The organism is Chitinophaga sp. (assembly GCF_039596155.1).
Classification (GTDB): domain Bacteria; phylum Bacteroidota; class Bacteroidia; order Chitinophagales; family Chitinophagaceae; genus Chitinophaga.
In genome coordinates this window covers 89,193-113,040 of the sequence record NZ_JBCNKF010000016.1, presented here as the reverse complement: position 1 = coordinate 113,040, position 23,848 = coordinate 89,193, and the positions used below count along the sequence as shown (strand labels likewise).

Here is a 23,848-nt window from a genome sequence, read left to right as displayed (position 1 = left end):
ATCTTCTCACGGGCACCAGACATTGAAAAAGATACGCTTCTGTACTGAACATGCAGAAACGCATCCCAATTGCCAGGTCGCTTCGAACCTATTCAGGAGGAGGGTAAAAGCAAACGGGCCATTCCTCTTACAGGTATGTACACTATTGTCAAAATTTCCATTCAGCCAGCTGTATACCGGCGTGGCGGATAGTATACCTTTTCCTTACCAGATGAGGCGAAAGATGCCCCTACTTATCCCACCATACCGGCTGCAGCCAATCATTACGCCCTCCCAGCCTTTCTATCGCCGCCTGGTAATGTACGGGGTTTGACAATGCCTCTGCTGCAGGATAAAATAACCGTTTGGGTATATGTCCTCCTGTTTCTGACTCACCATTTACATCCATAATAGGATTCAATACCGGATAACCCGTTCTTCTCATATTCGCATATGCCTCATATCCATTGGGGAATAAAGCGACCCATTTCTGCATACTAATTGCTTCCATGGCATTAGCCGGTAATGTATGTGTTGCTACAAAATTTTCAATCTCCTGGTCTGACAACGGGACCATTCCCGGGTACATCTCCAGCTGATGCATTGCCGCCCGCAATCCTGCCTGATAATGAACATTCGCATCCTCTCCGATCCAACCTCTTACCGCTGCTTCTGCCAACAACAACTCTGTCTCTGCGTATCCCATATGTAACCATGATCCACCCTGCTGATAAAACGGTGCACTGATATGACAATACTTATTTGCCTGTCCTACCACTTCCCCGTTCTCCCCTACAAAATCCTTCCAGTCCTCCCACCAGTAAAGTCCCGGGTTGATAGGCAGGTATTTCGTCACACTGTCAGTGTTCACGAAGATCTTCCCTAACCGTGGGTCATTTTCCTGCTTCAGATAATTGACAAACGTCGTCGTACCAATGGTATACCTATATGCCTCCTCCTCCCGCAGTGCCTGCGCATAGCCATTGCCGCGCAGATCAGGATAATTATAATCCTCGTGGATCATTACAAAATTATCATCATTACGCTGCATCACCCCTCCCGCAAATGCTGCCGCCACCTGTGTTCTGGCCAGCACGGGGTCCACACCTGAAAGTCGCATTGCCAGCCGTAGCTGAAGTGAACGGGCCATACGCTTCCATTTGGTCAGATTGCCATTGTAAACAATATCGTTCGTAATTACCGGCTGCCTGTCGTCGAATTGCTGAACCGCCGCTGTCAATTCTTTAAAAAAATCCCTGTAAATATCAGCTTGCTGATCATATACCGGGGTATAAATTTTCTCATAATACGCCAGCCCTGCCTGTGAATAAGGGATGTCTCCATAAGCATCTGTCAGCAAAGAGAAAATATATACTTTCAGTATCCGTGCCGCGGCCACATAGTTTACCTGCGTACTATCCTCCTGATGTTGCTGTAGTAAATCTGCCAGTTGCTTGATGCACCTGCCATAGTAATCCGACCACATCAATCCGTTATAAAATTCGTCTCTCACATACTTCCCCCCCGCACGCATACCGTAAGTTCCCCCTACATACTGTACCATCGGCTGAAAAATATACAGATTCGGATATCCCATTTCCCGGCCACCATCCAGCAGATATGCAGCAGCTGCCAACTGCTCCCCCGCCGCAATGCTGCTTCCATTTACAGGATCTGTGTTGATAACGCCAAAGTTGGTCGTACAACTACTGCTCAAAATTATCATCAGACAATAATGGTAAATTTTCATCTTCTAAAATTTTGCATGAAGCGTGATTCCATAAGTATGCCGGGTAGGTAATGAACCATATTCAAAGCCCTGCCCATCCCCGCTGTTATAACTGGACTCCGGATCGATATTCGGTACATGTTTACTGAGTGTCAACAGGTTGCGGCCAACCAATGCTACGGACAAATTCTTCTGCAGGCAGTATCTCAATGTCAACTCACGGATCTTCACCATACCGGCATTATACACAAAAGGCGCCGGTATATTTTCCGCCACCCTCGTCCAGTAAGTTTCAGGATTTACATATCCTTCTACTTCCTGATACTGGGGCCTGTTTGCCCCTACCAACTTAACACCATTTATATGCAGTCCCCCTGTTGGGGTCCAGTCAGCCAAAGCAATGCCGGCAGCCAACCGCTCTCTTTCTGATCTTGCCCAACCTTCTCTCCCTTCCAGCGTTCCCTTTTGTTGTCCATTCTGATAAGCTAACAGATTCGTCATTGAAAAGATCTTCCCTCCCTGCCTGATATCCAATAACACCGCAAAGGACCATCGACGGTAAGTAAATGTATTGGTGATCCCTCCTGTCCAGTTGTACTGTGTACTTCCGAGGTTGTCATCTGCAGCAGTATATTGTGGTAAATAATTCGCATCGAGGACCAGTCGTCCTTTTTCATCGCGGAGAAAATTCTTTCCCGTGATCATTCCATATGCTGCACCGGCTTTCGCAATGATACCCGCATTGCCCCAACGCGCGGATGCCAATGTATAATAATCCGAGACCAGTGAACTGAGAGAGATGATCTTATTTTTGTTCCTTGCGAAGTTTATATTTACCAGCCAGTTAAAATCCTGTTTATACACAGGATGCACTCCCAGCGACACTTCTATACCTTCATTAGATACATTCCCGGAATTGATCACTGCACTGGTATACCCACTTGTTGGCGAAATGGGTGCATTCAGAATCTGGTTCCGGGTGTTGGAGTGATACCAGGTGAAGTCAAATTGAATGCGATTATGAAACAAAACCATATTCACACCTGTTTCATAAGAACGACTGAGACTTGGCTTCAGGTTAGCATATGGTACCCGGTCTGTCGCCACGCCCCCAATCACATAACCACCCACACCGGGTATACCTGGATTCCTTGCATACGTTAACGCCAACTGATAAGGTGCTACCGCATCTGTGCCTGTCTGTGCTATACTTGCTCTGAATTTTCCGAATGAAAGGATCGCATGATCAGGCAACAATGAGGAAAACACAAAACTGGCAGAAGCAGAAGGATAAAAATAAGCGTTGTGTCCTGCGGACAATGTGGAAGACCAGTCATTACGCCCTGTCAGATCCAGGTAAAGGAAGTCTTTATAACCAATAGTGACCGCCCCATACACTGAATTGATGCGCTTTCTGTATAACTGATGATTTGCCAGTTGCGTCTGAAAATTACTGATGTCTGTACCGCCTCTTACCTTCATGTCTCTACCAGTAATATTTTGCACCTCTTCTTTATAATCCATCCTGTTTGTGCCCATATTAATTTCCATCGTGACCTTCTTCCACTTTTTAGTGTAGTTCACTAAAAGGTCAGCATTCGTTTCCTGTAAATTCCGGTTCTGCTGCGTGAGCCCACCCGTTGTATAATAAGGGGTAGTATATTGCATCAGCTCCGTGAATGCAAAACGGGAATAATCGGTGCCGGTACGACCCTGGATATAAAGCCCCGGCCACAATTGGTATTTCAGTAAGATAAATCCGTTAAACCGCCGCTGTGTACTGTTATTGGGTTGTTCGTTGATAGCCCAGTAGGGGTTTACCTGGTAAGCATTGTTGTTCCAGTTGATATAATCACCTGTGACAGGGTCTTTATAAGTTTTCAACCAGTTGATATCAATATTCGGCGCAATACCACTCAGCACATACCCGATATTATTAGGATTGTCAGAAAGCGCCGGGCGATTAAATACATCCTCACACAAATAAGTTCCCTTTACATCCAGCATGAGTCTGGGAGACAACCTGGCACTACCTCTCAGGGTTATATGATTTCGGCTTAGCCTGCTCAACGGAATTATATCATGCTGCCTGACGTTGCTGTAAGCAACGCGCAACTGAACCTTGTCTGTACCTGTCGACAACGCGACCGAATTGGCGAGCGTCAATCCTTTGCGAAAGAATTGACTGATGGTATTGCGGGCATTTACATAAGGTACGTTCCGGCCGTCCCAGATTACAACCGTACTATCTTTATTCATGCCGGGCCCCCAGCTTTTCTGTGCATCTACTCTGGCTGTAGAGATGTCTTTGGGCAACATTCCGGCCTGCCCGCTCCCGTATGTATGTTGAAAGTCGTAGTTATCGTTCAGCTTCTCCATCAATATATTGGCGGTGTATTCTACCGACACTCCCTTCTCTCCTTTCTTAGTTGTGATCAACATCACCCCATTTGCAGCTCGGCTTCCATACAATGCAGCCGCTGACCCACCCTTCAATACAGTGATACCTGCAATTTCATCCGGATTGATAATAGCGGTTCCGTCTCCCAGGTCATACCCCCCATATTTATCAGCCTGCCCGGGAGAAGTATTATTAACAGGAATACCGTCAACTACAAACAAAGGTGTATTATCGCCACCAATAATTTTTGATCCTCTCAGTGTTACTTTAGTGGACCCACCCACCCCGCTATTCACAGGCATGATATTGAGCCCGCTTACCTTTCCTGCCAATGCACTCACGGGATTGGTGGTAAATGTTTGCGGCCCAGGTTCAGCATAGGCATATCCTAATGAACGCTGCTGCCGGCTGATTCCCAAAGCAGTTACCACCACAGGACTAATATCAATAATCCGCGGTGGCGATGCGGGTATTACAACACCTTTTTTAATGATCACAACCTGCTTACCAATGGTACGAAGTTCGTACTGGGCAGATGGGAAAATAAAGCCCAAAATAGTTGGCAAAGGCACATTATCCCAATGGATCGTAATGCGTTCATTTGCATCAATCACTTCATTCCGGTAGGCAAATAAAACACCTGATTGTTTTTCGATGAGATGGAGTACGGAAATGATCGGCTCATTGTCCACATGAATAGACAGTTTATCCTGCGCTTTCAGGCAGTGGCACACAACGAGGAACAGGGTGAGTAAACAGCAAATGGTTTTGGTTCTCATAGTTGTCAATACAGCGATCAGGGAAGCTGACCACTATTGCTCCAATATAGCATTGAGTACCTGCTGTACTTCACTGGCTGACATGTTTTGGAAGTTGGCTGTTATCTTCTTCTTCCTGAAAGTGCTGTCTGGCAATGTTATGTTCACCTGGTAATACTTCGATAATGCAGTAGCCACCGTACCGGCTTCTTCGTTGGTAAAGGACAGTCTGGGCTGAAGTAGTCTTCCGGCAAGCGTAACCTGGGCGGCAGCGCCTTTCGTCAAAATGAGGGTATCAGTATGAGTAGTAAGACGCACCTTACCTTCCTCAACGACTACTTCTTCTGTTGTGCCACTGGCTTTTACATTAAATGAGGTACCGAGTACTGTGACCGTGGAGCGTGGCAGCTGTACAATAAATGTACGCTTTTCATCCGGTGAAATGGAAAAATATGCGGCTCCCTGAGTAAGGACGACATGTCGCTGTGCAAATGAGCGGTCATACTGCAGGGAAGTACCTGCCTGTAACCGGATGGAAGAACCATCTGGTAGTTTGATCATCTCTGTATTTAACGCCTGGATAACAATAAATTGTTGCCGGTTTATCCATAAATAGCCCCCGGCTGTAAGCAGCAATAATATACAGGCTGCCACCCAACCATATTGCTTTACATTAAAAAATGGAGCAGTAGCACCGGGTGCTTCTTCCCGGGCACTGCTCGCAATTTCCCTCTTTAATTCAACAACGTGAGCTGATGGTTCAGAAACTTGACGGAACAGGGTCTGCCATCCCTCTTCCACATTGAATGGTGTAGGAGGCATGTTTTCCGCAGCATCCCATACCTGCTTTAGTTCAGCATAAAGCGTACGGTTTGCCGCAGATTCCTGCAGCCATTGCCCCAGTGCTGCCTGTTTCTCTGCATTTGCAGGGTCTGCCAGGCAGGCTGTTATAAATTCCCTTATATCATCAACACTCATGATTGTATATTAATTAAGACATTTCAGGATCGACATACTTTGATATTACTGATCTTTTTTTTCCTCCAGCAGGTGCATGCGTAGGTATTTGAGCGCCATCGAAAGCTGAAAATAAACGGTGTTGAGCGTAATATTCAGTTTATCAGCAATTTCTGCCGGTTCCAGTCCCTGCACCCTACTGAGCAGGAAGATTTCTTTGCAACGCGGGGCGAGTCCCTGCACCAGTTGCAGCATCTCTTTCTGTAACAGGATATAGTCGGCTGTTTCATAGAGTGAGTCGGGATCTGCCTGCCACTGCAGGATGTCTTCGCTGACATGCCTGGATTGACGTTTGAGTTCGTTGAGGGCCCGGTTGGTAACAGCACGGAACAGGTAATGCCGGACATTGCCCGTGATGGTAAGAGAGGCGCCTTTTTCCCAAAGATGTACAAAAAGGTTGTGAACGAGGTCTTTGGCAAGAGATTCGTCTTTTACCCATCGGTAAGCAAGGAGGAACAGGTCTTCACTGTAGGTGAGGTAGAGCTGCTTAAAGACGTCCATATTTTGGTCACGGAGGCCTTCATTAACGGTTGCGGCAGAAATATCAGTTCCGGGCCAGGTCATTTTGATTGTGTCTGGCGGGTAAAATATTAATATTTTCTGATAATATACAATGGGGCTGAATTTTTGAATGGACCTGCAGTCGTAACAAAGCTGACTTTTTCAAATAAAGATACGGGGCTCCAGGCCTCAGTTTTTATATGCTGTTTAATCCAATAACCCTGCGTTATCTTTCAGTTCCACACCTGTCAATTTCAACCGCATCGCCTCCTTTATGAGGTACACGATCTTTTCCGCTGCCGCCTCATACTGCAATCCTTCCTCCCTGATATTCGATATACAATTCCTCGCCTCATCCGTAATTCCCGGCCTTGGCGCAAACGTAATATAAGCGCCCATGCTGTCCGCCGCACTCAACCCCGGCCGCTCTCCTATCAACATCAACGTGATCTTCGCCTGCAGGATCTCCCCGGCCTCATCCCCGCTCGCTACTCTTCCCTGTTGCACCATGCAAATGGGTGCGAGAGAAATACCCGCCTTCTTAAACAAAGGAATTAACACCGACAATAGTGGTAATGTATGCACATTCATGGCTGTTGCCGACAAACCGTCTGCCAGTACGATAGCCACATCCTTTCCCTGGTAACTGCTCTCCGTAGTTTTCAATATCGCTATACTCTCTGCATCCAGTACCCGCCCTTTATCGGGTCGCTGTAAATACTCATAACGATCTACTGCCTTACTATGTAATAATAACACGGGTAAAAAGAACCCATGCAACTGCTCCTGCAAAATGTTCACGGCCAACGCAGAATACACCGCATCCCGCGCATGCGCATGTGCCAATCTAAAATTCAACACTTCGCGCAATGGAATAGCAGTACCCGTTCTTCCTAAAGCTATTCTTGCCGTCGTAAATGCTTTCAGCGATGCCCACGGATCCTGTTGTACAATCTCCTGACTCATACGTATTTCAATAAATGATGTGTATTCCCTACCGGCAACAACCCTCCTTCATGATTCATAATGCCCTGCTTTTGTAACCATTGATCGAACTCCGGTGCAGGCTTTAATCCCAGCACCTTCCTTGCATACAGTGCATCATGAAAGGAGGTGGACTGATAATTCAACATAATATCATCTGCACCCGGCACCCCCATAATAAAATTAACTCCTGCTACTCCTAATAATGTAAGCAGGTTGTCCATATCATCCTGATCTGCCTCTGCATGATTTGTATAACAAATATCTACGCCCATCGGCAATCCTAACAACTTCCCGCAAAAATGATCTTCTAATGCCGCGCGGATAATCTGCTTCCCGTCAAATAAATACTCAGGACCAATAAATCCCACCACTGTATTCACCAGTAAAGGTGAATATTTCCTCGCTACTGCATAGGCCCTCACTTCACAGGTCTGCTGATCCACCCCGCCTTGTGCATTCGCCGATAATGCGCTTCCCTGCCCCGTTTCAAAGTACATGAGATTGTTACCGATGGTTCCTCTGTTCAATGACAACCCGGCCTCATAGGCTTCCTCCAACAATGCCAGGTTAATTCCGAAACTACTATTCGTTTGTTCAGTTCCGCCTATCGACTGAAATACCAGGTCTACCGGTGCACTGTGCATAATCTGTAAAGCAGTTGTCACATGACAAAGCACACAGGATTGTGTAGGGATCTCAAACTGCTGCCGCAACTGGTCCAGCATTTTCAACAAGGTGATGACCGCCTGCGGACTGTCTGTAGCCGGGTTGATACCGATCACCGCATCTCCGCTTCCATACAATAAGCCATCAATTATACTGGCAGCAATCCCCTTCGGATCATCTGTATTATGATTAGGTTGTAACCGTACGGACAAGTGTCCTTTGCGCCCGATTGTATTCCTGAACTTCGTCACTATCTCACACTTCTTTGCCACGCTGATCAGATCCTGGTTACGCATCAACTTCGATACCGCTGCTACCATTTCAGGAGTAATACCTGGCGCCAGCTGTTGTAAAGTCGTGGTATCTGCCTGGTCGCTCAATAACCAGTCCCGGAACTGCCCTACCGTAAAATGACTCACCACCGCAAATGCATTTGCATGGTGCGTATCAATAATCAACCTGGTGATTTCATCTTTTTCATAAGGTATCACCACTTCCTGCAAAAAGTCTTTCAATGGCACATCAGCCAACGCCATCTGTGCAGCCACTCTCTCTTCTGCACTATCTGCGCAAAGCCCTGCCAGCGCATCGCCGGATCTGAAAGGAGTAGCCCTTGCCAACAAAGTTCGCAGGTCATTAAATACGTAAGTCTTAGAATGAATTGTATGCCGATAACTCATGAAACCAGATTTATAACCGACTGATGCCTGTGCCTTCCCATCCCTATAAATATAATCAATGCCACTGCCAGTCCTCCGAAAAAGATCAGGCTTAACATCGGGTAAGTATAAATAATCGCGATTAACGAAACCACCGACAGGAACAGGGCGATCCCCGGAAACCATGGATACAATGGTGCTTTGAACGGTCTTTCCAGTGCAGGCTCTTTCTCTCTTAATATAAACAGACTCGCCATACTCAATATATACATCACGATCGCACCCATTACCGATAAGATCACCAGCTGATCCGTCTTTCCCATGTATAATGCAAACACGCCCAGTAAACCACCAATACTCAGGGCGACATACGGCACTCTTCGACGTGGACTTAAGGTGGACATGAACCCTGGCAGGTATCCTGCGCGCCCAAGGGCAAATAACTGCCGGGAGTAACTGATAATAATCCCGTTAAATGAGGCAATCAACCCAAACAAACCAATCCCTGCAAAAAGTTTAGTGATACCGTTCTGCTTTCCTAAAACCACCCCAATTGCTTCCGGCAAAGGATAGTCAATTGCAGCAAGCGATTTCCAGTCCGTCACGCCCCCTGTAAATACCATCACTGCTATCGCCAGCAACATCAGCGTCAGTATGGCCGATATATATCCACGCGGTATATTCCTGTGTGGATCCTTCACCTCCTCTGCCACCATCGCAATCCCTTCTATACAGACATATAACCAGATGGCAAATGGCAAGGCATTAAATACCCCTTTCCAGCCAAAAGGCATTGAATTATGCAGGAAGTTGGCCGTCTTAAAAGACGGGCCTACGATGCCCAGGTACACCAGCAACTCCACTACCGCGAGCAAAGTGATCACGAGCGAAAACAAAGCAGACTCCTTAATCCCCAGCAGGTTCACCACCGTCAATAAGATATAAAAAGCCACCCCGCTTCCCAACACCGGTATGACCGGATGTAAAAAATGCAGGTAATTTCCCAATGCCAGCGCGATTGCTGGTGTTGCCAGCAAAAATTCTACGGCTGTAGCATAGCCTGCTATTAAACCGCCGATAGGTCCCATGGCCCTGTGTGTGTAGGTAAATGGCCCGCCCGCCTGTGGGATGGAGGTAGTTAATTCCGTAAAACTGAAGATAAACGTGATATAAAGCAGGGTAATAATCAGCGTAGCAATGAGAAACCCCATAGTACCCGCTACCCCCCAGCCATAGTTCCACCCGAAGTATTCTCCGGATATTACCAGGCCAACACCAATAGCCCACAAATGAATGGGGCGAATCACTTTTTTTAACGATTGCGAAGACGACATAACAGAACACTACCTTTTAGATGTAAAAGAATGTTCCCAAAATCCCTGAAGTGCGCTTAAGATACAAATAAAAATGGGACCAGGAATAACCCCGGCCCCATAATACTTAAATAAAAACGACTGCTTATTTAATTTCCTGCAGCATTTCTTTTACCGCAGCTTCCAGCTGTGCATCCTTACCACTCATTTCTTCCTCATACCTCAATGGCACCCTGATATCAGGCTCAACCTGGAGGTTCTCTGTAGGACGGCCCTCTTTACCAATCGTCGCAATCATCGGAATACCAAAAATGATAGACTGATCGATCTGTCTTTCCCACCATACTGCTGTACCTGTACCTGCTACCGGCATACCTATCAGTTTGCCCAGGCCGTTCTGCTTGTAAATGTATGGGAAGATGAAGGCATCGCTATAATTGCCCTCGCTCATGATCACACAGCTGGGCCGTGTCCACCTGTCCAGTGGCTCAGCGCCTTCTACCTTATCCATCTGAGGTGCGAACTTCAGGTATTCTTTACCACTTAGGAAAGTGTTCAGGTCATTGTGCAACCATCCACCGCCATTAAAGCGGGTATCTACGATCAACGCTTTCTTTCCCCTGTTACGTCCCATAACGGCATCGTATACAGAACGGTAACTCGCATCGTTCATGGCCTCCACATGCACATACCCAACTTTGCCGTCGCTCAGTTTGTCTACCATGTTCTGCATCCTGGTCACCCAGCGCTTATACATCAGTGGGGCTTCCTCACCTGCTGCAAATGGCAGCACAGTTTCATCCCAATGTTGCTGGGTAGCAGGGTCATACAAACTCAATAATACGTTATCACCTGTCTTCCTATTCAGGAATACCGCCCAGTCCACATCGGGAGTAATGGTTTCACCATCAATCTTTTCTATCACCACACCTTTTCTGATCTTGCTTTTTGCCTTATCAGAAGGACCACCCGGAATTACTTCGTCCACTTTCAGTCCATTGCCCATAAAGGTCTCATCATATAGTAATCCAAGAGATGCGGTGGCATCACCTTCCGGCGCAGAGGGGTAATAGCGGCCACCTGTATGAGATGCATTCAGTTCGCCCAGCAACTCACTCAGGATCTCCTGGAAGTCATAATTGTCACTAATGTGTGGCAGGAAACGCGCATAATTCCTGGCATACATTTCCCAATCTACATTGTGTAATTTAGGATCATAGAATTTATCCTTCACTTCCTTCCACGCATGCTCATAGATATAGGCTCTTTCTGCAGCAGGGTTCCAGTTGAACTCTGTGCTGATCGTCACGGGCGTGATCTTACCTGATGCAGCGTCAACTTTCACTACACTTCCCTTGTTACTTACAAAAAGGGTATTGCCATCCTTACTTAACACGATATCTCCTGATGATCCACCCAGTTTGGCCAGGATCTTGGTTTCGCCGGTACGTGGTTCAGTTACCCACAGATCATATCCCTTTTCAAAAGAGGCCATGTAATACAGCTTGCTGGCGTCTTTGTTCAATACATAATCGCTGATACTTGCACTATTGATCGTCAAACGTACCTTTCTGTTTTCCAGTTTTTCAAAGTCTGGTTTGAACGGTGTTTTGGAGGAAGTGTCTTTTTTAGTAGCAGCCGTATCATCCTTCAGCAGGTTGAATTCATCCTTGGATAATTTAAACCGGTCGTATGCTGCCTGGTCCAGGAACACAGCATAAATATCTTTTTCCTTACTACCCTGTCTGGCCAGAGAACGACGCCCCGCAGCATTGCTCAGGTACAGCAGCATCTTGCCATCAGTTGAGAATTTATTACTTTCTTCACCAAATCCGCTCAACACCGGGAAGATGGTTTTACCATTGCCATCTGCAGGGATGATCGCTGCATTCACGACGTCGAAATAACCTTGCTGATCATCTGTTACAATGTATTTTCCATCAGGACTCCATGCGAAATCCCAATCTTCGTCAGAGTATGAGTGATTACGTCCTTTCGGCAAAATAGTACGGCTCTTTTTAGAAGCGAGATTATATACTTTCAGGATATTCCGGTCTTCTACATAGGCTACTTCCTTTCCATCAGGAGAAAACACCGGCTGGAATTCTGCGGCGGCTGTAGCGACCAGCGGCTCTTCCTTTAATAAGGTCGCGCTGAAGAAATAATTTTCTTCAGGTCTTACCAGTGTGGTTTTATACAGGTCCCAGTTACCATTGCGTTCTGCCGCATATACCAGGGTTTTGCCATCCGGAGACCAGGTTAAACCCCGCTCCTGCGAAGGCGTATTCGTAATACGGCGGGTCATGTTATTTTCCACGCTGCTTACAAACACTTCACCTCTTGCGATAAAGGCCATCTGTTTGCCATCAGGGCTCATCCTGAACTGGGTCACATTACCACTCACCGGCAGATGTTTTACCACTGCTGCACGGCCATCATTCAGCACCTGTATAGCTACTTTCTTTGGCTCCTTTCCTTCCTGATAAGTGTAGATCTCACCGTTATACGAAAAACACAATGTATTGTTATGGGCGATTGACAGGTGACGCACGGGGTGCTTATCAAAATGAGTGAGCTGTTTTAGCTCTCCTTTGTTAGTCAGAGACGCCTTGAAGAGGTTCTGCGAAATCCCGCCTTTCTCGCTCAGGTAATACAGCTGGTCGCCGGGGCCCAATACCGGTTCCCTGTCCTCTCCCTCGTAAGTAGAAAGTTGGTTATAGGTTTTGTTCTTTACATCGTACACCCAGATATCGCGGGTCACGCTGCTGGTATGGTGCTTTCTCAAAGGATCTTCATATCCTTTCCTGTCCTGGAAAACGATCTTGTCTCCATTCGCAGAGTAATGTGCATTATCAGCACCGGCAGAACTCACCAGCATTGCACGGCCACCAGTTACCGGTACAGTATACAGGTTATTAAACAACCTGATGCTAAAACGGATATCACCAGCCGGTGCATTGCGGGGGCTGCCAAATAATACCTGTTTATTGTCAGGCGTAAAGTCGTAAGGATAATCAGCCGTGCTGTTGTAGGTAAGGCGTACCGGGGTACCACCTGTAGCCGGCATCACATACACGTCGAAGTTTCCATTCCGGTCGCTGGCAAAAGCGATTTGCTTACCGTCATGACTCCATACCGGCATCATGTCGTGCGCCTCATGAATGGTGAGTGGTACAGCGACGCCTCCATTGACGTCCACCCGGTAAATGTCCCCTTTGTACCCGAATGCAATGGTCTTACCATCAGGAGAGATGGCGGGATAACGCAACCACAATGCATCTTCCTGAGCATAAGATGCAAAGGCCATGCAGCAGGCTGAAAAAGCTAGCAGTAATTTTTTCATATAAAATGGCGATTCAGATTGTTGTTTATCTTTTAAAGATAAATAAATGAAACCTTGTTGCCATTAAATAACTGGATAAAAGGTAAGTAGCCTACAGCAAGGGTTTTTGCAGGCATACACTATTCTCCATCTGCTCGTAGGGAGGATAGTTGTCCATGATGGTATAACCGGACTTCTGGTAAAGGGCAATGGCTTCCGGCTGGCGCTTACCGGTTTCCAATACAGCGCGGGTAAAACCGAGTGATATCGCCCAGGTTTCCAATTCTTTTAATATACTGTAGGCAATGCCCTGCCCGCGCCGGGAAGCTTGTACAAACATTCTTTTGATCTCTACTGAATGGTCGTCAAAACGGCGAAAACAGGCACAACCTACAGGTAGGTCATCGACATATGCCACTACAACAGTAGGTATATTCTTTACCTTATCGAGTACTTCGTAATCATGTTGTACATCCGGGTATCTTACCCACAAATCTTTGTCAAGCGCAATGATCAATTCCTGAAAATGCAGGTCATCACTGTTCGTTCTTTTGAGTGTTACCATATCCGCCTAATTTACTATTTCTTTTTCCGTATCCAAAGTAAACGATGAAACCTAACAGCAGCCATACCAGCAAACGTATCCAGGTATCCAGTGGTAAGGAGAACATCATCACCAGGCAGGTGATGATACCTAAAACAGGCACTACCGGTACGAAAGGTGTTTTGAATGGACGGGGAAGATCCGGTTGTGTTTTGCGAAGGATAAGGATACCCAGACACACCATTACAAATGCCAGCAGGGTGCCAATGCTACACATCTCCCCTACAACTGAAATAGGCACCAGCCCTGCAAAGAGACTGATGAAAATACAAAGCACAATATTGGATTTGAACGGTGTAGCAAAACGTTTGTGCAACTGAGAGAATACAGGTGGTAATAATCCATCTTTACTCATTGAGTAAAATACCCTGGATTGTCCCAGCAGGTCAACCAGTATCACAGATGTGTATCCCACCAGGATCGCACCTATCACCGCCAGGAACAGGTTCTTATAAGGAGTGTGTGCAATAGCCATAGCCACAGGTGCGGGGTTGTCTTTAAACTCAGTGTAGTGTGCCATTCCTGTCAATACATATCCAAACAGTACAAAGAGAATGGTACAAATGATCAGTGACCCTAAAATGCCAATCGGCATATTCCGCTTTGGATTGCGCGTTTCCTGTGCCATCGTTGCCACAATATCAAAACCGATGAATACAAAGAATACGACCCCGGCACCTCTCAGAATACCGCTCCAGCCAAAAGAACCGAATGTTCCTGTATTTGCCGGTATAAAAGGATGATAGTTTTCAGGATGAATATACTTCCATCCCAGTGCGATGAAGACCAATACCACGCCTACTTTCAGCGCCACTACGATGGCATTGAACCAGGCAGAACTCCTGGTACCACGTATGATGATAGAAGTGATCGCCACAATAATCAATACGGCAGGCAGATTGATGAATCCATGTACAACCGTATGATCTGACAGTTCTATTTTCTCAAATGGAGAGGCCACCAGCTGAGGAGGGATATGTATATTGTAGGTGCTGAGAAATTTGACAAGATAGCGTGACCAGCTGATAGCTACGGTAGCCGCACCTACTGAATATTCCAGCACCAGGTCCCAGCCGATGATCCACGCCCACAGCTCTCCCAATGTAGCATAGGCATATGTATATGCACTTCCTGCCACGGGTACCATACTTGCCATCTCAGCATAGCAGAGCGCGCTGAAAGCACAGCCAACGGCTGCCAGGATAAATGAGAGAATAACAGCAGGCCCCGTATTGTTGGCAGCAGCGATGCCGGTCAGGGAAAAAAGACCTGCCCCGATGATCACACCAATGCCGATGGCGATGAGGTTCAAACCTCCAAGACTACGCTTTAATGTATTACTGCCACTTTGTGCAGCCTCCTGTTGCAGGCTGGTTATTGATTTTCTTATCACAGGTACGATTTAATGATGGCTGCAAAGGTAATGCATTGCGATTACTCCACAAAACAACTAGACTTAAACCACCCCACGACCTTATTTACCGCTTATAAAGTTTCCGCGTTCTTTAACATCAGATTAACTAATAAAAAAATCGTGCGTTGTAAATTTGCAACATTAAAATTATTATTTCATAGGTATAGGGATATCAGACAGCTGCTCTTTTAAGGGTGGCTTTATTTTTTTAAACCATTTCCCTTCATGGCTGTTACATTAACAGTAAAACCACATTATGGCATCACTTCATCCTTACCTCAATTTTAACGACACTTGCGAAGCTGCATTCAACCTGTACAGATCTGTATTTGGCGGAGAGTTTACTACCATCATGCGATTCAAAGATGTACCCGGCGAAAACCCGCCACCCCCTGAAGATGCAGATAAAATTATGCACGTTGCACTTCCGGTTGGAAACAATGGAACGTTGATGGGCAGTGATCGTCCGGGGCATATGGGCAAAACCATTTCAGGTGATAGTGTTGCCATCAGTGTTAATGCTGAAAGTGAAGAGGAAGCGAGGCAGCTCTTTGAAGGATTATCTGCCGGAGGTAGTGTGACCATGCCCTTAGGTAAACAATTCTGGGGGGCACTGTTTGGAATGCTGACGGACAAGTATGGCATTCACTGGATGGTAAATTATGATTACAAATAAGCAGACTGCGGTGCGGCATAGTTTGGCATTCATTATGTTCACTATACTGCAAAAGTTAATATTATGAAAAGCGTTAAACTGGCCTTCTATGCCCGCCTGGCCCTGATCTTACATGCGCTTATCCTGTCGCTGCTACTCATGCATCTGGGCAAGACAGTGATCATCCCGCTGTTCTTTGCGCTCCTTATCTCCTTTGCCTTGCTTCCTGTATGCAGGCAGCTGGAAAAGTGGGGGCTGCACCGTGGCATCGCCGCCGCTATCTCTGTACTTCTTTTTGTCGTGTTAATCGGTTCTTTTATTGATATACTCAGTCACCAGATCGTGAATTTTACCCATAATCTTCCCGAACTGCAAAAACGCCTTGCGGACAGTCTGGCAGATCTCAGAGCCTGGTTATTCAATACCTATCATTTAGATTATCAACAGCAAACTGACTACCTGCGAAAATCTACCAGTGGCCTGCAATCCACGGCCATGAGCTCATTGGGAGCCACCTTTATCGGCGCGGCAGAGGTCTTTATCCTTACCATCTTCTTCCTCATCTTTACGTTCTTTATGCTGTATCATCGCCGCCTGTTCAAACGTTTTGTGATGGCCCTCTTCCCGCAGGAAGAACTGCCTAAGGTAGAAGAAGTACTGGCCAGCGCCCGCAAGATGATCAACAGATACATTATAGGTCTGCTCACTGAAATGTTTATACTCATTATCCTGTTAGTATCCACACTTGCCATATTAGGTATCAAATACGCCCTGCTCATCAGCGTGATGGCTGCACTGTTGAACGTAATACCCTATCTGGGTATTTATACTGCTATGGCAATCAGCATGTTCATCACTTTTGCAAACGGAGAACCCTCACAGGCATTAACAGTAGGGATCGTCTTTATTGTCGCACACTTCCTGGATGCCAATGTCATTCTGCCCCGGGTGGTAGGTGGCAATGTAAAACTCAATCCCCTGATTACGATTATAGCCGTGCTCACCGGCAAACTGGTATGGGGTATTCCCGGCATGTTCCTGTTCATTCCCCTGGCTGCCATTATCCGCATCATCAGCGAAAAAGTGGAATCACTGCAACCCTGGGCCATTCTTATGGGCGAAGAAAAATAATTTCAGGGCTACTGACATACTGTTGTCACCTGCCCTTTTTTACTTTGCTATAACAAAACAAACCTAACATGAAAGAAATGACCACCACTGTAGCCACAGAAACATTTATGACCCCGGCACAATTGCTGAAACACTGGCAGTTGCACCGTAACCTGACCCGCAAAACAATTAACGCGTTTCCCGAAGACAAGCTCTTTAGTCATTCTGTGGGTGGCATGCGTCCCTTTGCTGAACTGGCAATGGAATTCATAGGTATGGCTGTTCCAACCCTGACTGGTATTATCACCGAAAAATGGGAACGTTTCAAGCATGAGGAAGCCCCCGCCACCAAACAGGAATTACTGGACCTGTGGGATGAGCAAACCGGCATCATTGATACCCTGTGGAATAAAATTCCGGCTGAAAGGTTCAATGATGTGGTATTAGCTTTTGGTCAGTGGGAAATGCCCGTCTACCTGCTGATGATGTATGTAGTTGACAATGAAATACATCACCGCGGACAGGGATATGTATACCTGCGCTCACTGGGAATTGAACCACCTTTTTTCTGGGATAGAGAATAAAACATTTCGCCCCCATTCTAAAATCTGGCAAAAAGCTCCTGCTGCATGGCAGGGGCTTTTTTTATGCATTAATGAAAAAGGTTCTGTTCTTTTAAGGAGTTAAAAACGGCCCTAAGGCACCTTCTTCATGGGTTTTATTAGTCTACGAGGCTTACGATATAAGCGCCCTGCTCTTTCGCTTTTTCATAGATCGCTTTCAACTCCTGCAATTCTGTCGCCATGTGCCGGGCATTGAAGGTTGCACCTTCTCTTTCGTCGTCTGTCCATACCTGTCCGGGTTCTATATCATGCTCATTTAGCTCTGTATGATCAAAGAGCGCAATAATATTACCAGGTTCGATGGATGCCAGCAGGTCAGCAATCTCTGATACAGTAGCCGGATCATTGAAATACAGCGGTTGCTTGTCAAAATCGAAATCGTCCGGAAGCGCATCGATATCAATGTTTTCAAAATCGATCTCCTCCCCTATGTAAGCTTCCGGATAAAAGATCTGTCTTACAATAGAAATATCCTCAGGTCTGCTACCCTTGGTAATCAGAAATAATAACCCCTCAAAAGATTTTTCAAAAGTTGTTTTCTCGCTGGCGATATTGGCCACCGGATAATCAGGATCGTCTCCAATCTTGGAAAATTCGTTCCTGTCCACGAGAAATAGTGTAGCACTTTGTCCCATAAGAGCATTTAAAGATTCCGCAAATTTATTTGAAGATATTAACATTTGCCAAAAAACGCAAAAAGGATATTTGAACGGGCACTACATACAAATATAAACGCTTCTACCTTTTGGCAGAAGCGTTTGTATTTGACAACCGGCCTGTGGCCTGTTAAAAAAGCGTATTATTTAATGATACCTATTTCAGCAATGCCTACATACAGTTTGCCATTAAGCGTCGCTGGCAGTACATGTATCGGTTCAAACCTGAAATACCTTGCATTCACAGGTTGATCCAGTTCTATACGCTGCTCGATCGGGTTTGCTTTGATATTTGAAAACTCACCTTCTTTCCGGAGTGTCCAGGTCTTGCCATCTTCGCTGGTATATACCTTATATTTATCTACCAACCCTTTATCCTTTACAGGTAGATAATTGAATCCTACAATTCTTGCCGGGAACTGCATATCCACAATCACGCCTTTAGGCGCCACCTTCTTAAACGCACTCAGCTCCATCTGCACCGCGCTGGTAGCATCCCCATCAATCGCTGCAGAGAACTTCGCATCATGCGATTTCCACTGTGTCTTGTCTACCATCAGGTCTTTATTGGCGGCTGCTGCTCTCGCTTCAGGTGCTTTAAACAATGCAACATCGCTGAGACAGATACTCGCCGCCCCTTTGGTGATGCGGATCCTTACCTTGTTAGTCGTCACCATACGATCGCTGCGGATCAGGCGGCAGTAACCGATTGCCGTACCTTTCTTCAGTTCTGTCCACTGGTTATTTTCCCAAACGTCTACTGCCCAGTCATCTATACGCTGCCCGAGTTTAATGTTTTCACGGAGACGGATCACATTGAAAGTCCTGGTGCCAGCCAGGGTCAACACCAGTTCCCCGGTAGTCACGCCGTCTTTCGTCGCCCAATAGGTGTATGGATCATTATCCAGTACATTTGCTGCAGCATATGCCTTGTCGTCACTTCTTACATCACTGGCTTCGACAGTTGCGCCTGCTGCATAATTCACCCGGTACATTTCCCTGATGATCTCTCCAAAGCCTTTCAGCGAAGCAGCATCAATTTCGTTTACCAGGCCACGTTGATCCGGCGGTACGTTCAGCAACATTGTTGTACCATGACCTACTGACGCAAAGTAATGATTCAGGAGATCGTCCGGGGTTTTTACCTTATTATCTTCTGTTGCATGATAGAACCATCCCGGACGAATGGAGAAATTTGTCTCTGCAGGCATCCATTGCTTCCCGTTGCGGGTACCATTCAGCCCCAGCTCATATAATACCTGACCTGGTGCCGGATTGGAAGAATCCTTGTCGCCAATCGGCGTATAAGTAGCCCAGCACGGATCACCGGAGAAACCTGTTTCGGTGCCTACCCAGCGTACATCCGGCCCGATATCACTCATAATTACGGCACCTGGCTGCAATTGCTTCTCCAGCGCCCAGGTTTCCGGCCAGTTATAATAAGAATAACGGTCGATCTTCACTTCTTTGCGTGCCCCACCATAATAGCCATCGCCACCATTTGCGCCATCATGCCAGATTTCGAATACCGGTCCGTAATTAGTGAGCAGTTCTTTCATCTGCTCGCGATAGATGCGCACATACTCCTGTGTGCCATAAGCGGCATTGTTCCTGTCCCATGGAGAAAGGTACACACCAAATTTGATCCCCTGTTTCTTACAGGCTACTGCAAATTCTTTCACCATGTCACCCTGCCCGTTTTTCCAGGGACTTTTAGTGATGTTGTGGAAGGTAGTCCGGGTAGGCCAGAGACAAAATCCATCGTGGTGTTTACAGGTCAGGATCAGTCCTGTAAGGCCGGCAGCTTTGATACTTGATACTATCTGATCCGCATTAAAACTGGTAGGATTAAAGATCTTCTCGTCTTCATCACCATACCCCCATTCCTTGTTAGTGAAGGTATTGACAGTGAAATGTACAAATGCGTACATATCCATAGCCTGCCATTCCACCTGTGGTGCGGAAGGCAATACGCCGTAAGGTGCGGGTGCACTTACCTGGGCATTGCTACAGCTGGGCCCCAGCATCAGCATGGCTAATGCCAGACTGGTGCCGCCTAAAAATTTCTTCATGCTGTAATTCGTTTTTTGTTAGACCTGTTCAGATGGATGGATCCATCTAAGTTCACATGAACAATAAAAATAGGCTGTTTTACCAAGGAAATAAACTATACGGAAAATAGTATTACCTATACTCAAAATAATATGAGGGCCCGTATATACGGGCCCTCATTACAATTCAAATCCGTGTCAGTTAAAAAATATATCTCAGCCCCAGCTGCATCTGCCATCTGGAAGGCAGATCAGGACTGGTGGTAAAGGTCTGTGTTTGCCCGGGATCGAACTGGTAGATCGCCTTGCCGTCGGTATCCTTACCGGTATAAGCCAGTGGCTGATAGTACCCCGTTGTGCTGGCGTACTTACGCAATCCCCATTTGCTGCTGATCAGGTTACCGAGGTTCACGATGTCCAGGCTTACCTGGATGGTGCTGGTATGTTCTTTCCCTTTCAGGTTAAAATCCTGCATCAGGCGAAGATCCAGCTGGCTGAACCAGGGTGTCATGCCATCGTATTTACCTGTGTATTGCCCCCTGTGCTTACTCAGGTATTTATCCTGCTGAATAAAACGCTCCAGGGCCGCGCCCTGTGCCGCAGCATCCTGTACATTTCCGTTAGCATCTGTCAGGGTAGCAAAGTTCATTTTGCTGATCTCTGACTGTGTAGGTACATACAGCAGGTCGTTAGCCGCAGAACCGTCATTGTTTACATCACCGCCATAAACATAAGAGTAGCGGTTGCCGGAAGTCCAGTTGCTAAAGAACGATACTGTCGTAGCATATCTGCCTTTACCATATTCAAACTTCTTGATTCCTGCCAGGGTAATACGGTGGGTATTGCCGTACAGGGAATGGGATTCTCTTGCCTTATTGGCGTTGCCCAATACAGGGTTGCGGTCAAAAGCATCCCCCGAGATCTCAGCGGAGATAGAGCTTGCGTCCTTTGCGATCAGGTAGTTATACCCCAGCATCAGGAAATATCCTTTCCCAAATGTTTGCTGTGCCTGAAATGAAGCATTGAAAGAATAGCCGATCTTAGTATTGGTAAATACATAAGTGGCGGTATTGCCCTTATCTCCTGCCTGGTATATCGCTCTTGTATCTCCTGTACCTGAGTTCAATGTACCTGTGGGTGTACCCAGACCGTAATCTCTTACCATCATGGAATTCAGGTCCTTTGAATAGGCCAGGTCGCCTGTCAGGATTGTTCCGGTGGATAGTTTATAATCCAGGCCGACATTTGAACGCCAGATCTGTGGCCACTTAAAGTTGCGTGCTGTCACATCATAATAACCGGTAAATGGATTCCCTATCTGGTTTCCTACCCATACAAACGGAAAACGGCCGGTAAATAAACCGGTACCACCACGCAGCTGTACGGTTTTATCGCCATTGATATCCCAGTTGAAGCCCAGTCTGGGAGAGACTAAGATCTTGCCGCTTGGCATGCGGGTATTATCAATGGTCTGACCCGGCCCATTTTTTACAGGATTGCCATTTTCATCAAACAAGGTCAGGTTATCGGTATTGGGAACAGTAGGTGAACCCTCTACAAAAGTACCGGCAAAAGTTCCGTCTGCATTAACATTAGGGCTCTTGTAGCTTGCCTTTGAGGGATAATACAATGCCTTGTCAAAACGCACACCATAGGTGAGTTTAAAGTTGGATGCAGGGTTCCATTCATCCTGTGCATAAGCGGAAGCCTGTCCTACCGTGAGGTAATACCAGGTCCACTGGTCAGCGGCAGCACGGTTCTTTGCATATGCTACGTTGGCGTCATAACCACCCGCAGCTGCATTGGTGAGGAAGTCATTGATATCAACGCCTGAGAAGAGTGTGAAGCCAAACCCGGTCAGGTTGAAGGAGTTACCAAACTTAAACTGCTCATACGAAGCACCAACTGTAATGGTGTGCTTCGGTAAAATGATGTTGAAGTTGTCGGTCAACTGCAAGGCATCCTGATTCAGCACATTATTAATAGAGAATGGTTCATAGCCCGCTACTATATATGGCACGCCGTATTTGGTAATATTCAGCGCAGGAAATGGAGACGAGAATGGATGACGGTTATCTCTGAAAATAGTGTATACTGCTCTGAACTTATTAGCATAGGTATCATTGAAGTTTGATTTCAATTCCAGGCCAAATGAGTGCAGTTTATTGACCATTTCATAGCCTGAATTTCTAAATTGCAGGGTAATAGCATCAGGTCCCCGGCGATTGATCGCGTTGGGGTGTGCCGGCTTTTCCTGTGAGGCATCGAGCCCGTTATATGTAAAAGCCAGCGAATGTTTATTGCTGATCACCCAGTCGATTTTCGCTAACCATTTATAGTTGCTCCTTTTCAGGTTATAGTGTTCGTATGGCCCTGTATTATAGCCATACTTTGTACTCAGCACATTACTTACTGCCTGCAGATCAGTAGCCAGTACCCGGCTGGTAGTAATATCACCTGCATTGTCCGCCGTCTGGGCTACATATGCACTGGCTTCATCTTTACGTTGCTCCGATTCAAAGTTGACGAAATAAAACAGTTTGTTCTTTTTGATGGCACCACCCAGCGAGAATCCTGCCTGAAAGGATTCAAGTGTAGGCACCTTAAATTTCTGTCCGTCTATTTTACTACCTGACAAGGCATCATTACGATAGAAAGCGTATACAGTACCACTGAATTTGTTGCTGCCGCTCTTGGTAACGGTATTTACACCGGCCCCTGTAAATCCTGACTGGGTCACATCATAAGGTGCAATGTTGATCTGGATCTGGTCAATGGCATCGAGAGAGATAGGCTGAGCGTTGGTTTGTCCACCCGGCGTTGGGGCATCCAGACCAAAAGGGTTGTTGAACACGGCACCGTCCAGTGAGAAGTTGTTATACTGCCCGTTCCTGCCCGCAAAGGAAATCCCATTGTAAGTAGGGGAAGCAGATGGCGTAAGACGCAGATAGTCGTCTGCAGAACGGGAAATGGAAGGCAGCTGCCGGATCTGCGTGCTGGAAATGTTCGTTGAGGCCCCCGTGCGCTGATCATTGAAAATAGTTGACCTGCCACTCACCACCACTTCGCTGAGTGTACCTGCAGCTTCGGACAGGCGCAGATCCAGTGAAGTCGTTTGCCCCAGGTTCAGAAAGACGCCGGTAGCAGTTTTGGTAGCATACCCGGTAAAAGATACAACTACGGTGTAAGGTCCACCTACACGAAGGTTAGGGACTAAAAAACTTCCATCTGACTTAGTGATCAGGCCCTTGTTAATACCAGCATCAGACCAGGTGACCTGCACAGTAGCACCGGGCAACGCTTCCCCGGCTTCTGTTTTTATTACACCACTCAGACTTGCTGTTGTAACCTGGGCAAACAGATTATTTAATGAAATACAGGCAATTAATAAACTCAAAAAGAG

General features: G+C 46.5%; 16 protein-coding genes. 3 read left to right on the top strand and 13 right to left on the bottom strand.

Annotated elements, in window-relative coordinates:
* Positions 1 to 229 precede the first annotated feature (229 nt).
* From ABDW33_RS16655 to ABDW33_RS16610, 10 genes are all read right to left on the bottom strand, one after another.
* Positions 230 to 1,729 carry a SusD/RagB family nutrient-binding outer membrane lipoprotein gene (locus ABDW33_RS16655; RefSeq protein WP_343691209.1) on the bottom strand — a complete coding sequence of 500 codons (1,500 nt, stop codon included), beginning with the start codon at positions 1,727 to 1,729 and terminating at the stop codon, positions 230 to 232.
* Between the two features lie 3 nt (positions 1,730 to 1,732).
* Positions 1,733 to 4,888, bottom strand: a complete 3,156-nt coding sequence (locus ABDW33_RS16650) for a SusC/RagA family TonB-linked outer membrane protein (RefSeq protein ID WP_343691208.1) — start codon at positions 4,886 to 4,888, stop codon at positions 1,733 to 1,735.
* Between the two features lie 33 nt (positions 4,889 to 4,921).
* Positions 4,922 to 5,845, bottom strand: a complete 924-nt coding sequence (locus ABDW33_RS16645) for a FecR domain-containing protein (protein ID WP_343691207.1) — start codon at positions 5,843 to 5,845, stop codon at positions 4,922 to 4,924.
* 45 nt (positions 5,846 to 5,890) lie between these two features.
* Complete coding sequence (locus ABDW33_RS16640) at positions 5,891 to 6,385, bottom strand: sigma-70 family RNA polymerase sigma factor (RefSeq protein ID WP_343691206.1); 495 nt, start codon at positions 6,383 to 6,385, stop codon at positions 5,891 to 5,893.
* Positions 6,386 to 6,592: 207 nt separating this feature from the next.
* Entirely contained in the window at positions 6,593 to 7,351 is a 759-nt protein-coding gene (gene eutC / locus ABDW33_RS16635) for an ethanolamine ammonia-lyase subunit EutC (RefSeq protein ID WP_343691205.1), read from the bottom strand.
* The gene (locus ABDW33_RS16630; RefSeq protein WP_343691204.1) at positions 7,348 to 8,718 is read right to left on the bottom strand and encodes an ethanolamine ammonia-lyase subunit EutB; all 1,371 of its coding nucleotides are present in this window, start codon (positions 8,716 to 8,718) and stop codon (positions 7,348 to 7,350) included. Before ABDW33_RS16630 ends, eutC begins: the two co-directional genes overlap by 4 nt.
* Positions 8,715 to 10,031, bottom strand: coding sequence for an ethanolamine permease (gene eat, locus ABDW33_RS16625; protein WP_343691203.1), 1,317 nt, complete (start codon positions 10,029 to 10,031; stop codon positions 8,715 to 8,717). Before eat ends, ABDW33_RS16630 begins: the two co-directional genes overlap by 4 nt.
* Before the next feature lie 124 nt (positions 10,032 to 10,155).
* Positions 10,156 to 13,353 carry an LpqB family beta-propeller domain-containing protein gene (locus ABDW33_RS16620; RefSeq protein ID WP_343691202.1) on the bottom strand — a complete coding sequence of 1,066 codons (3,198 nt, stop codon included), beginning with the start codon at positions 13,351 to 13,353 and terminating at the stop codon, positions 10,156 to 10,158.
* Positions 13,354 to 13,444: 91 nt separating this feature from the next.
* On the bottom strand, positions 13,445 to 13,897 hold the full coding sequence (locus ABDW33_RS16615; protein ID WP_343691201.1) for a GNAT family N-acetyltransferase: 453 nt from the start codon (positions 13,895 to 13,897) through the stop codon (positions 13,445 to 13,447).
* Positions 13,869 to 15,329 (bottom strand): amino acid permease, encoded by a 1,461-nt coding sequence (locus ABDW33_RS16610; RefSeq protein ID WP_343691200.1) that lies wholly within the window; start codon positions 15,327 to 15,329, stop codon positions 13,869 to 13,871. The genes ABDW33_RS16615 and ABDW33_RS16610 overlap by 29 nt, the downstream gene beginning before the upstream one ends.
* Before the next feature lie 277 nt (positions 15,330 to 15,606).
* Here ABDW33_RS16610 and ABDW33_RS16605 point away from each other — a divergent pair, with 277 nt between their 5' ends.
* The 3 genes from ABDW33_RS16605 (at position 15,607) to ABDW33_RS16595 (ending at position 17,699) form a co-directional block, all read left to right on the top strand.
* Positions 15,607 to 16,026 carry a VOC family protein gene (locus ABDW33_RS16605; protein ID WP_343691199.1) on the top strand — a complete coding sequence of 140 codons (420 nt, stop codon included), beginning with the start codon at positions 15,607 to 15,609 and terminating at the stop codon, positions 16,024 to 16,026.
* Between the two features lie 63 nt (positions 16,027 to 16,089).
* Positions 16,090 to 17,136, top strand: coding sequence for an AI-2E family transporter (locus tag ABDW33_RS16600; RefSeq protein WP_343691198.1), 1,047 nt, complete (start codon positions 16,090 to 16,092; stop codon positions 17,134 to 17,136).
* Positions 17,137 to 17,204: 68 nt separating this feature from the next.
* Complete coding sequence (locus ABDW33_RS16595) at positions 17,205 to 17,699, top strand: DinB family protein (RefSeq protein ID WP_343691197.1); 495 nt, start codon at positions 17,205 to 17,207, stop codon at positions 17,697 to 17,699.
* Between the two features lie 137 nt (positions 17,700 to 17,836).
* On the opposite strand, the gene ABDW33_RS16590 is transcribed toward ABDW33_RS16595, so the two are convergent.
* The 3 genes from ABDW33_RS16590 to ABDW33_RS16580 all read right to left on the bottom strand — a co-directional run bounded on the left by ABDW33_RS16590 (position 17,837) and on the right by ABDW33_RS16580 (position 23,842).
* The gene (locus ABDW33_RS16590) at positions 17,837 to 18,373 is read right to left on the bottom strand and encodes a DUF1877 family protein (RefSeq protein WP_343691196.1); all 537 of its coding nucleotides are present in this window, start codon (positions 18,371 to 18,373) and stop codon (positions 17,837 to 17,839) included.
* A gap of 164 nt (positions 18,374 to 18,537) precedes the next feature.
* On the bottom strand, positions 18,538 to 20,466 hold the full coding sequence (locus ABDW33_RS16585) for an alpha-L-fucosidase (protein ID WP_343691195.1): 1,929 nt from the start codon (positions 20,464 to 20,466) through the stop codon (positions 18,538 to 18,540).
* A 181-nt stretch (positions 20,467 to 20,647) separates the two neighbouring features.
* On the bottom strand, positions 20,648 to 23,842 hold the full coding sequence (locus ABDW33_RS16580) for a TonB-dependent receptor (RefSeq protein WP_343691194.1): 3,195 nt from the start codon (positions 23,840 to 23,842) through the stop codon (positions 20,648 to 20,650).
* Positions 23,843 to 23,848: the final 6 nt, after the last annotated feature.